Consider the following 11,575-nt stretch of genomic DNA (forward strand, 5'->3'; position numbering starts at 1 on the left):
ATGTAGGCGATCGATCGCTTCGGCATTTGATTGGAGTGTTGCGGCATCGTTGTCGGTCGCGATGCGACGGAATTTCGTCGTCGCGCCGTCGCACGAGGTTGCACGAGCTACATGGAATGGAAGGACTGTCATATATGAAGCGTCGCGATTTTCTGATTGGTGCATCCGCTTTCGGTTTGGCTGCGCCTGCGCTTTTTAGGGCCGCCGTATCGCCAGTGGACGCGCAGCAGGCCGCACCTGCGGGAGCGCGCATTGTTCGCGCCGCAATCTTTCCCGCGATTGGCTTCTCACGTGTCGGCAACGGTGATGAGTGGTTTCTGGCGCCCGAGGTTCCCGGTCTGATGAACGAGCCTCCGGGAGGATTCAAGCAGGGACCAAGCAGCATCAAGAAACAGGTCCAGCGCTTCCGCGTGTACGGTTATGACGATCAGGGACGCGTGGTGCGCGAACTGGGAGCGTCCGATGGTGTGCGCTGGACGGTGCACGTCGCGAACACCAAGGCTGCCTGGTATGGCTATTCGAATGCCTTGGACGGAGGCGCGCTGGCTCCCGGTATTCCGGGCGCACAACGCAATGCCTTCATCGAACCTGCCCGTCGCGAACAAATGCTGGCGATTGACGCGGGGGCAGTCCGCATCGATGGCGCATCGAAGAATACGGATGGCCGGGATGCCGCCTATCAAATGGCAGGTCAGTTCTGGAAAAAGCTGCCAGTGAAACTCGGTCATCTCAGCACTGACGATGCAGGCCGGCTGCTGGTATTCCCGGCGGACGGAATATCCAACAGTGCTTTGGCTCAGAATCCGGTGCGCGACTTTACGAACAACGATGGTTGGCACGACGACTGGTGCGATGGCTGGGTGAAAGCCACAGTACGCGTCGGGGATGCAGATGTCGATTGCGAACCGGCGTGGGTCGTGTGCTGCGGACCGAAGTTTGCTCCCCAGATCGAACCGATCGTCAGCCTTTATGATGCCGCGCGCGAAGCGATGATCGCTACGGGACATATGAAGGCGGTCGCCGGTCAGGTTTCCTTCCGTCGCGACATACTGCCTATTCTGCGGCGCTCCGGGATGATGCAGTGGGTCGCGCAAGCCTCGTATCTCGGCAAGGCCTGGATGGACCTCGACGATCTTTCGGATCCGGCGGTGATCAAGTCGTTGGCGGATACGGGAGCAAAGACACACGCCGCCCGAGAGAAGGTGCTCGCGGCGTTCCGTAAGCCCGGTGGGGACGATACCCGTTCGGACGCCCTGCCTCCGATGCTCGGTGACGGCGTCAATTTTCCGGGCAGCCCGACCGGTTGGCTCACGCTTACATCCATCCAATACAGAATTCTGAGCGACTGGGCGAAGGGCGACTTTGTCAACGATCTCGATGATCCTGCAGCCGATGCCGTCAAGCAGCTCGATGACATGCCATTGTCGTTGCGTCCGGAAGCATTGACGCGCGCTGCGCTCGATGCATGTTCTGGCGGAGCCTTCCATCCCGGCGTGGAGATCACTTGGCCTATCCGTCATGCGGCGCTCTACCGTTCGACGAAGGAGACGTCGCTACCGTTCCGTATCGCGATTTCGAACCGAAAGAGTCTGGTTCAAAATATCGGACTGCAACTCAATCCGCAGAATGTGTTCTCAGGTGATCCGCAGCGACCGCAGGATGGGGCTCCCGTTGGACCGCAGGCGCCTGGCGACCTCACGCGCTGGATGGGTGTTCCGTGGCAGGGCGATGCATTCAGCTGCCAATCCGTGCTGACGGGCGAGGGGTTCCCGACGCCAGTGTGGTGGCCCGCGCTTCTGCCCGTCGATGTCCTGCCGGAAGGGTTCTACAAGCAGATGATGCGTACTGACCTTCCGATGGAGGAGCGCCTGCGCTTCTATCACGCGCGTGTCGCCTGGTCGCGCGGCGCGGCCGGCGTCGGCCTGCACGTCGATGCAAGCTATACGGACGGCCTGCGCCGGATGATCGAGCTCTGGACGCAGATGGGCGTTGTCGTGCGTCGTAGTGGCCCCAAGGATATTCCTGGCGTTCCTGCAGAAGTCTTCGTCGAGGTGCAGCGCGGTTCGACGGATTTGGCCGCGAACAAAGAATTGAAGTAGTGACAGAACGTCAGGCCGTCATTGTGGGGGCGGGCATGGCCGGAATGGCATGTGCCCGCATCCTGTCGCGTCGCGGGATTGATGCCCTTCTTGTCGCCCCACCGTCAGATGTTGCCAGTCGGGGCGAAACGCTGTCGTTCCGGGCGGGCCCCTATCTGGAAACACTTGGATGGCATGGCCTGCTTGATGCGGAGACGGCGTTAGTCAGTCAGGGCAGCTATTCCGTGTGGGGCAATAGAGCGCTGCGTCGTGGCGTGTTCCACCAGGAAGAAATGTCGGGCTGGCACATCGATCGTTATCGGCTTGAGGCTCGGATGGCGGAGACACTTGAAGCCGATGGCGTAGATCGCGTCTTCTGCGAAGCCCGGCAGTTCTCGAGATCTGAAACCGGAATCGCCGTTGAGCTTGCTGACGGATCACCGGTAAATACGCGGTTGTTGGTTGATTGCTCAGGCCGCTCCGCTGTGACCGCAGGTCCAGCGGCGACGCTCCGTCGCCTCGACAAGCTCGTGGCCTGTTACAGTGTCTTCACCCTTGATGAGGACGTTGAGGCCATCCCTGTTACGCTTGTTGAGGCTGTGGCGATAGGGTGGTGGTATACGTCGTTGCTGCCCGGCAGCCGTATGCTGGTGGGACTCTTTACCGACTCTGATCTGCTACCGGCGGGATTCCGCAAAAATGCTGGTCTGTGGGCCGACCTGGCGTCGCAAACGACAGCGATCTCTCCGCGCTTGTCGAGTCTTGGTATGGATCTGGCCGCGGCGCCCGAACTGCATTTCGCCGCAGCCAGCACCGTAACAGCATCGGAGCTTGTTGAACCATTCATCATTCGAGCGGGCGATGCTGCCAGTGCATTGGATCCGCTCGGCGCGAACGGACTTGCTACCGCCCTGTGGAGCGGAATTCAGGCAGCCGAAAGCGTTGTTGGACTTCTCACGCAAAACGACGGGACGAAAGCGGTTCAGTATCAGCAGCAGTTCCTGCAAGGCATCGCATCGCACCTTGCCGCGCAAACGGCGATGTATGCCTCCGAGCACCGCTTTATCGACGCGCCATTCTGGCAGCGACGACGAGGTCCGTGGTTGGAAAATTGATCGATGCAATCGTTCTCAGTTGCCGAGGCGCGAAAGCCAAGGCGCGAAAGCCAAGTGTTCTTTGTTTACCTGGAGGTTACACATGACTGTTGATTCACGCTTGCTCGCCACTGTTCTGGCTTGTGTTCTCATAGGGAGCTCGGCTTATGCAGACGGAGTGAAGATCATCCCGTCCGTCAACGGAGGTGTGAAGCCGACCGGATCGTGGAGCGCAGGTGCACGCGCCGGCGATTTTGTGTTTGTCGGCGGCATGCGCGGTATCGATCCTGCCACCAACAAGCTTGTTGATGGCGAGGAGGCGCGTATCCGCCAGATGTTCGTCAATATGCAGCAGGTCGCCACTGCCGAGGGAGCGTCACTAAAAGATGCGGTACGCTTGACCATCTATGTATCTGATGTCGTGCGTTTACGTCCTGTGGTGAATAAGGTGCAGGAAGATCTTTGGGGTAAGGGCCCTTATCCGCCACGTACTGTTCTCGAGGTTCGAAAGCTCGATCAGGATGACATCGCCGAGGTCGATGGAACGTTCTATGCGCCACTAAAGAAAATAGCATCGGGTTGTCATGGAGCGGCTTGGCCAAATGACCAAGCCTTTTCCCTCGCGACAAACGCGAAGCGTTTGCGTCGGAAGATCATGCTCAAACAAAAAGCTAAAGCGGGATGACGATTCGAAGAAAAGTCATCACGCTTGAGTTGTCACGCCGGTCGCGCCATCAGTGATGGGCCGAAACGCTCCTGACGCACTCCGACAGGAGATTGTCGCCAGACGTGGAATGGCTGACATCGCCGAGACTGAGGATGCCGACCATCCGCTTGCTCTTGTTGATCACCGGCAGCCTGCGGACCTGCAGCTTCTCCATGTGATGCATCGCCTTTGCGAGGTCATCGTCCTCCCGGCAGCAATGGATGCCTTCGGTCATGACATCGCGCGCCGTCGCGCGACGAGCATCGAAGTTGTTGCTCGCAAGCCCTTTGCAGACGATATCGCGGTCGGTCACCATCCCGACCAGCCGATCGTCCTCTCCGATCGGAATGCAGCCGATGTCGTGCCCCCGCATCAATTTCGCGAGTTCGGTGACGGGGGTGTCGGGGCTGACCCAGTCGACGCCCTTGTGCATCACGTCTTTGACTTTCATGGCGGACCTCCATTGCTGGATTTCAGGTGCACTTGATGTAAGGCATTTGCCTGGCGGCAGATGCGCGCGACCAATCCTCAGTCGTGCGCGCTAAAGCGCCCATGCGGTGCGTTCGCCGTCAGGCGCGCAAACTGCTCGTGCGTGAGATGAAGCAGGGTCTCATGATCGCCGGCTTCCATATAGATTTCCGGCTGTGTCTCGATGCTGTCGTCGACGATGATATCGAGCCCATAGCACTTGCCAACGGCGGGAACGGCGCCGTGCGCGCAGTCGCGGAACAGTTGATTGATTTCGGTTTCATCCGCCATATCGACATTATCACCGAGCGTCGTCCGCAGCTCGGACAGGCGGAGGTGGTGCGATGCGGGCACGACGGCGAGAATATATTCGCCGTCGCGTCGCAACACGATGCCCTTGGCGAGACGATCGCCCGAGATATGGGATACTTCAGCCGTGCGAGTGGACGACATGCTCAGCTCGTGCTGGATCTCCTCGTATTGGATGTTTTCAGCGGCCAGGTATTTTTGCAGTGTGGGAGCGATGGACATAACCGTGACCTCCGGTGCGGGTAGGCAAACCATCCGCCGTAAGGTCTTCCTGCCGAGCCTCGCCTTACGATGGGCGGCTGCGTCATTATAAGGCCAACATATTCCTTCCGTCCGCCAGCTGCAATTCTTCGTCAGTGGCTGGGTTGCGATGCAAACGCCTCGACTTGGCGTTGGTATGCTTTCTGTCTTTGCCTCCAACAGGCGATCGTCGCGGCGTATGGATCACCGATAAGGCAGCGTTCTTGGCCCAATTCGTCATCTTGAGGAAGCGCGGCGCGCCGACCCCCGATGGCATACGATGACAGCGGAATTGTTGTTTGAAATTTGAATCCGAACTTTCCCGTCGTCCTCCCGGCCTAGAGCCAGACCTGTAACGAGGGAGATTTGATGTGCTCCGCCGCCGTCGCTTGCTGCCGCCACAAGGTGAGCCGCGATATTGCCGTCAGCCCGTCGACGATCCGGGCCTTGTTCCCGGTTCGCTTTTTCGTGAACGCGAATACGTCTCCAGACCATATGGTTGCAACCTAATCATTAGTATCCTATCTATTGTCCATGATTCTTTCCCAAACAACGATTCATGCCGAAATGGGTTTGCTCATCGCACGGCTTGCCCGGCTGTGGCGTCGCGAGGCCAACCAGGCGCTTGCCGATCACGGTCTGTCGGAGGCGACCGCACTTCCCCTGATGGTGCTGTCGCGCCGGGGCAAGAGCGTCCGCCAAGGTGAACTCGCCGAGGAGATGGGCATCGAAGGTCCTTCGCTGGTCCGGCTGATCGATGTGCTGCAGGCCGAAGGGCTGGTGGAACGCCATGAGGATTCCACCGACCGCCGCGCCAAGACCTTGCATCTCACCCCGATGGGCGAGGCCAAGGCCAACGAGGTCAACCGGGTCTTGCGCAAGGTCCGCGCGTACCTCCTGAAGGACATCGGTAGCGACGAGCTTGTGGCGACCTTCGAGGCGCTGCTGAGCATCGAACGGCGAGCCAATCGGTTGCGCGAAGCCGCGGCGGCCTGAGCCGTGCGTTCCGACCAATCTTTCCTGGTCCGCCATGCGAACCTTGTCTTTGCGTTCAAGACCTTCCTGGCGGCGGCTTTGGCACTGGTCGTCGCGCTTTGGATCGACTTGGCGCGTCCCTATTGGGCGATGGCGACCGTCTATATCGCCTCCCAACCGCTAGCGGGCGCAACGAGTTCCAAGGCGCTCTCCCGTGTGCTGGGAACGGTGGTTGGCGCAATCGTCAGCGTCATCCTAGTCCCCAATCTCGTCAATGCCCCCGAATTGCTCTGCCTGGTCGTTGCACTCTGGGTCGGCCTTTGTCTGTATTTGTCGCTGCTCGAGCGCAGCCCGCGCAGCTATGCCTTCATGCTTGCCGGATACACGGTAGCGCTGATCGGCTTTCCCGCCGTCTCGGACCCCGGCAGCATCTTCGACACTGCGCTCGCGCGCGTCGAGGAGATCACGCTCGGCATCATCTGCGCGACCCTGGTGTCGACAATCGTATTCCCGCGCAGCGTCGCCCCCGCCGTCGCTGCCCGCGTCAACAATTGGCTGTGCGACGCAAGCCGGCTCAGCCAGGATGTTCTCTCCGCCCGTGGCGCCGAGCGGGTCCATCGGGCGCAACGCTTGCGGCTGGCGACCGACGCCGTCGAAATCGACGCGCTCGCTGGTCACCTGGCCTATGACCGCTTCGCGGACGCAAATGCCGTCAGCGGATTGCAGGCGCTTCGCCTGCACATGCTGATGCTGCTGCCGCTCCTGTCCTCGATCACCGATCGGATCGCAGCACTTGGCGGCCGGTTGGGCGAATGCTCGCCGCAATTGCCGCGGCTGCTTGATGATCTCGGGCGCTGGCTCGCGGCTGACGCCGGCGAACGGCAACCGGCCGATGTGCTGCGCGCCGCGATCATGTCACTGCGGCCGAAGCTCGATGCCCATTCGTCTTGGGATCAGGTCACGGCGGCGAACCTACTGATACGCCTGCGCGAGCTCGTCGATGTCTCGGATGATTGCCGGGCGCTCAACCGCGCCATTGCCGCTGGCAAGGACGTCTCCGGCCTTCGGCTGGCATTCCTTCCTGAGGCCAGCATTGCTCCGGCGCGACACCGCGACCACGGCTTGGCACTATGGTCGGGGGCTGGCGCGGCTTTCGCGGTCCTGGTCTGCTGTGCCTTCTGGATCGGGACAGGCTGGGTGGACGGCGCATCGGCCCCGATGATGGCGGCCATAGGCTGTTCCTTCTTCGCCGCGCAAGATGATCCCGCGCCCAGTATTCGCAGCTTCGCATGGTGGTCACTGGCCTCGGTCGCGGTCGTCGCCATTTATTTGTTCGCCATCATTCCGGCAATCTCCACGGTCGAGGTGCTGATCGCGGCCCTGGCGCCGTCCTTCATCCTGTTCGGCGTTCTGATCGCGCGGCCCCGGACCAACTTCATTGGCATGGCGCTGGCAGCCAATTCGGCCACCTTGCTGGCGCTGCAGTCGACTTACGACGCAGACTTTGCGAGCTTTACAAATGCCGCCATCGCATTGCTGCTGGGAATGGCGGCGGCTGCGGTCATTACCAGGCTGGCGCGGTCGGTCGGAGCCGAGTGGGTCGCGCGGCGCCTGATGAAAACCAGCTGGGCGACGCTAGCACTCACGGCAGAGCGGCGCGGCAAGAACGACCGGGCACGCTTCGCCGGGCTGATGCTGGATCGCCTCGGCCTGTTGGTCCAGCGCTTCGCCGTGATTCCCGAGGTCGATCGCCGCGACGTCGACGGTCTGACCCAGCTCCGGGTCGGCCTCAACATCATCGATCTGCGCCGGGCCCGTCACAAGCTGACGCCGGCGACGCTCAGTGCAATCGACGACATGCTGGACCAGCTTGCGCTAGCGTGTCGCGAACACGTCTCGGGCCCGCTGCCGCCTGAACTGCTCAGGCTGATCGATGTTGCGCTTACCAAGGCGCTCAACGAGCCCGAAGGCGGTGCCAGAGATGATGCGCTGATCGGCTTCATCGGCATCCGGCGCGGGCTGTTTCCGGACGCCTTGGCCTACCAGCCTCAATCACCTGATCAGAATCTAGCGGCATGAGATATGAGATCGATATCTATGGCGTGCTCGCGCCCGCGCTTCTGCTGTGGCTGATCATTGCCTATGCGTTGAGCGCCCTGCTGCGCAAGACCCTGCGCAAGACCGGACTTTACCGGCTGGTCTGGCATCCCGCGTTGTTCGACCTGGCCCTGTTCGTCTGCCTTTTGGGAGGCGTCGTCTATTTGTCTTCGGAGTATCTGTCGTGAAGAGATTTTTCTTCGTGCTTGGCCGTCTTGCGCTGACGGGTATCGCTGTCGCAGCGGCTGTGAATGTCGCGATCCATCTGTGGGACTACTACGTGGAGGCACCATGGACGCGAGACGGGCGGGTGCGCGCCGATGTCGTCCAGGTCACGCCTGACGTTTCGGGTTTGGTCACGGACGTCCTGGTGCAGGACAACCAGAAAGTCCATCGCGGCGACGTTCTCTTTCGCATCGACCGCGCCCGCTTCGCGCTCGCCTTGCAGCAGGCCGATGCCGTCGTCGCAAGCCGTCGCGCTGCCCTCGATCAGGCAAATAGCGATTTGAAGCGCTATCGCACGCTGACCACTGATGCCGTCTCCCAGCAGAAGCAGGAGCAGGTGCTGGCGACGCAGCAGCAAGCCCAGGCCGGCTACGACCAGGCGGTGGCCGATCGCGACCTTGCCCAACTCAATCTCGACCGCAGCGAAGTGCACGCATCGGTCAACGGCACGATCTCGAACATGAACCTGCGTCCCGGCACCTATGTGATGGCGGGCAAAGGGGTGATGGCGCTGGTGGATACCGACACGCTCCGCGTCGAGGGTTATTTCGAGGAAACGAAGCTGCCACGCATCCATGTCGGCGATGCTGTCAGGATCCGCCTGATGGGCGACAAGGGGCGCCTGACCGGACATGTGGAAAGCATTGCTGCCGGCATAGAAGATCGTGACCGGGCCGAGGGGACAAGCCTTCTTGCCAACGTCAACCCGACCTTCAACTGGGTTCGTCTGGCGCAACGTGTCCCCGTGCGCATCGCTCTCGACCAGGGAGCGGGCCAGGCCGAACTCGTCGCCGGCCGCACGGCGACGGTCGAGATCGTCGGGTCGACCAACAACGGGCTATCGAGGCGTGCCGACGCTGCTCGCTAGAGCATGTCCTCACAAGCGGCGCTATGGATTGCTTCGCTGCGCTCCCGAAGCGGCGCGCGGCAACGCCGCCGCCGAGATTATTGAGAGCAGGGGCTTTCCCACTGGCATCGACAGCGAGAAGCTAGTAAGCGTGCGCCATGTTCTACGCGACGCGATGCCGGACGAGCCGCTTTATGGCGGGCTTGCCTGCGCTGGACCGCCCCGACCGGCTGCGAGCCGAGTCAGGTGAGCGGTACTCGTCGACTAACCTCGCGACTGCTTGAGAAAGATGAACATCCCAGCTCGCCTTACGCTTTGTGTCGCCCTGCTTGCCACGCTTGAATGCGCTCCGGCGACAGCCAAAACGATTCAGCAACAGTTGCTGTCTTTGGACCCGCAAACACGTATCGAACAGCGCTGCAATGGACGGGCAGCGGGTTTGATTGGACGGGAGCACAGTGCTTTCAAGCCGGACGAGGTCGTTGCTTATGCATTTGCCGAGCCCGCGCTGAAAGGAAATGCGCTCCAAGCGTCTGGAGCGGCCATCCGAAGTCGGGGACATTGGTACCACCTTTCCTACGCGTGTCGCGTCACGTCGGACGGGCTCGGCATCGAGACTTTCAGCTACAAATTGGGGGCAGAGGTTCCTCGTGCGATATGGGCCGAACACTATCTCGTCCCGTAGCTAACCGACCAAAGGCGAGGGAGATCACAAGCGGCAGGAGTCTTTGTGGGTGCTTGTTGCGGGATAGATCAGATCATGATCCGATTCCGTCCAATCGGATCATGATTTGGCGCCGCGCCAAGGATGGTGGGTTACGCCTTGTGGTTTCGCCTGCGCTATTTCGTCAGCATCGCTCCGGTTTCCGGATGCTGCAGCCACCCAAGCACCGCGTCATGGAATCGTGCGGGCGCCTGGATTTGCGGGGCGTGGCCGAGGTCGGGGAATTCGATCAGTTGTGCGTGCGGGAAACGCTTGGCGGCCTCTTTGCCGAGCACGGGGTAGTTGCCGAGCTTGGGGCGAACGTCCGGCGGCGCGAGGTCCTTGCCGATGGCGGTGGTGTCCTTGTCGCCGATCAGGAGCAGCACTGGCGTGGTAATGCGCTCGAACTCGTAGAACACCGGCTGGGTCGCGATCATGTCGTAGAGCCGCGCCGAGCTCGAGGCCACGGTCTCGCGTCCGGGGCCGCGATACATTCCGGCCAGCATCTGCACCCAGGGTTCGTATGACGCGTCCCAGGTGTTGGCATAGTAGGTCGCGCGCTCGTAGGCGCGAATGGTGTCGGCGGTCACGCGCTTCTCGCGCTCGTTCCAGCCGTCGAGGCTGAGCCACGGCACGCCCTTGGCCGCCCAGTCCTCCAGGCCGATCGGATCGACCAGCACGAGCTGATCGACGGCCGCCGGATACATCAGCGCATAGCGCATCGCCAGCATGCCGCCGGTCGAATGGCCCATGATCACCGAACGCTCGATGCCGAGTGACGCCAATAGCGCGCGGGTGTTGCCGGCGAGCTGCTGGAATGTGAATTGATAGCGCTCAGGCTTGCTGGATTTGCAGAACCCGATCTGATCTGGCGCGATCACCCGATAGCCGGCCGCCGTCAGCGCCTTGATCGAGCCTTCCCAGGTAGCAGCGCAGAAATTCTTCCCGTGCAGCATCACGACGGTGCGGCCGTTCGGATTCGACGGCTTCACATCGAGATAGGCCATCTCCAGCTCCTGGCCCTGCGAGGAGAACCGATAGCGCTCGACCGGGAAGGGGTATTCGAAGCCCTGCAGCTCCGGTCCATAGGCCGGCCCGTCGTCGGCAGCGGAGGCCGGTGAACTCAGGCTCAGAGCGGTGGTCAATGCGAGACCGAACAGGGTGGCAAAACGGATCATCGGGCAATCCTGCAGAATTGAAGCGCTAGGCGTCCTCGGACTAACGCAGCACTGTGACGCTATCCAGAAGGCCTGCGATGATTTGTTTGTGATCGATCGGGAGATCGGCCAGCTCACCTGCTGCCAACGCACCGTCATTCCGGGGCGCGCGAAGCGCGAGCCCGGAATCCATTCATCCGCGGTCGCAAGCGGTGAAATGGATTCCGGGCTCGTCCTTCGGACGCCCCGGAATGACAGCGTGTGTTGAGGCGCGAGCTGCGACAAATCAACCCGACGGGCAAATCACCAAAAGTCTGTCCAGTGCTTCGCGCAAAAATAAATCGCTTAACCCGTCGGGCAAATCAGTGATTTAACTCCGCGCGTCTCACCCGAACGAGGGGCGGGTCGCGATCGTCACGAACGTTGCGGTGAGATGCGGTGGACGAGGGTGTCGCGACTGACGAGCGTGACATCAGCGGACGGCGAAGTCGAGTGGTCCTGGCGCCCCGACGCTGGCGCTAAGTTTTTCGCGCGAACAAGTTCGCGCGAGAGATGACGGTGGCAAGAAAGCCCGGTCACCGGGGAGAGCACGAAGTAAGCCGTAACACCATCGCGCAGGGAAAGCCGGAATGCTTCGGTTGAACCTGTGGTCCTACCCCCGTGCTTTTTGTTGCAC

Annotated in this window: 11 protein-coding genes and 1 pseudogene; 8 read left to right on the forward strand and 4 right to left on the reverse strand. The window is 61.3% G+C overall.

Annotation, left to right across the window (positions count from 1 at the left end; translation table 11 throughout):
• Positions 1-134: 134 nt before the first annotated feature.
• From goxA to ACZYOF_RS20270, 3 genes are all read left to right on the forward strand, one after another.
• Positions 135-2,099, forward strand: a complete 1,965-nt coding sequence (goxA, locus tag ACZYOF_RS20260) for a CTQ-dependent glycine oxidase GoxA (protein ID WP_463716882.1) — start codon at positions 135-137, stop codon at positions 2,097-2,099.
• Complete coding sequence (locus ACZYOF_RS20265) at positions 2,099-3,193, forward strand: NAD(P)/FAD-dependent oxidoreductase (RefSeq protein ID WP_463716883.1); 1,095 nt, start codon at positions 2,099-2,101, stop codon at positions 3,191-3,193. The genes goxA and ACZYOF_RS20265 overlap by 1 nt, the downstream gene beginning before the upstream one ends.
• 82 nt (positions 3,194-3,275) lie before the next feature.
• On the forward strand, positions 3,276-3,857 hold the full coding sequence (locus ACZYOF_RS20270; RefSeq protein ID WP_463716884.1) for a RidA family protein: 582 nt from the start codon (positions 3,276-3,278) through the stop codon (positions 3,855-3,857).
• 49 nt (positions 3,858-3,906) lie between these two features.
• On the opposite strand, the gene ACZYOF_RS20275 is transcribed toward ACZYOF_RS20270, so the two are convergent.
• Together ACZYOF_RS20275 and ACZYOF_RS20280 are read right to left on the reverse strand one after the other, a co-directional pair.
• On the reverse strand, positions 3,907-4,329 hold the full coding sequence (locus tag ACZYOF_RS20275; protein WP_463716885.1) for a CBS domain-containing protein: 423 nt from the start codon (positions 4,327-4,329) through the stop codon (positions 3,907-3,909).
• Between the two features lie 77 nt (positions 4,330-4,406).
• On the reverse strand, positions 4,407-4,877 hold the full coding sequence (locus ACZYOF_RS20280; protein WP_130582152.1) for an aminoacyl-tRNA deacylase: 471 nt from the start codon (positions 4,875-4,877) through the stop codon (positions 4,407-4,409).
• Between the two features lie 552 nt (positions 4,878-5,429).
• Here ACZYOF_RS20280 and ACZYOF_RS20285 point away from each other — a divergent pair.
• From ACZYOF_RS20285 to ACZYOF_RS20305, 5 genes are all read left to right on the forward strand, one after another.
• Positions 5,430-5,891 (forward strand): MarR family winged helix-turn-helix transcriptional regulator, encoded by a 462-nt coding sequence (locus tag ACZYOF_RS20285; RefSeq protein ID WP_130582151.1) that lies wholly within the window; start codon positions 5,430-5,432, stop codon positions 5,889-5,891.
• Positions 5,892-5,894: 3 nt separating this feature from the next.
• Positions 5,895-7,949, forward strand: a complete 2,055-nt coding sequence (locus tag ACZYOF_RS20290) for an FUSC family protein (RefSeq protein WP_463716886.1) — start codon at positions 5,895-5,897, stop codon at positions 7,947-7,949.
• The gene (locus tag ACZYOF_RS20295; RefSeq protein ID WP_130582149.1) at positions 7,946-8,155 is read left to right on the forward strand and encodes a DUF1656 domain-containing protein; all 210 of its coding nucleotides are present in this window, start codon (positions 7,946-7,948) and stop codon (positions 8,153-8,155) included. The genes ACZYOF_RS20290 and ACZYOF_RS20295 overlap by 4 nt, the downstream gene beginning before the upstream one ends.
• Entirely contained in the window at positions 8,152-9,060 is a 909-nt protein-coding gene (locus tag ACZYOF_RS20300; protein WP_130582148.1) for an efflux RND transporter periplasmic adaptor subunit, read from the forward strand. Before ACZYOF_RS20295 ends, ACZYOF_RS20300 begins: the two co-directional genes overlap by 4 nt.
• A gap of 268 nt (positions 9,061-9,328) precedes the next feature.
• Positions 9,329-9,724, forward strand: a complete 396-nt coding sequence (locus tag ACZYOF_RS20305) for a DUF930 domain-containing protein (protein ID WP_463716891.1) — start codon at positions 9,329-9,331, stop codon at positions 9,722-9,724.
• A 155-nt stretch (positions 9,725-9,879) separates the two neighbouring features.
• Here ACZYOF_RS20305 and ACZYOF_RS20310 read toward each other — a convergent pair whose 3' ends face one another.
• Both ACZYOF_RS20310 and ACZYOF_RS20315 read right to left on the reverse strand, forming a co-directional pair.
• Entirely contained in the window at positions 9,880-10,920 is a 1,041-nt protein-coding gene (locus ACZYOF_RS20310; RefSeq protein WP_463716887.1) for an alpha/beta fold hydrolase, read from the reverse strand.
• A 393-nt stretch (positions 10,921-11,313) separates the two neighbouring features.
• Positions 11,314-11,575: pseudogene (locus ACZYOF_RS20315) on the reverse strand (hypothetical protein); the annotation flags it as partial.

This window comes from Bradyrhizobium sp. LeoA1Lang, from assembly GCF_055413685.1.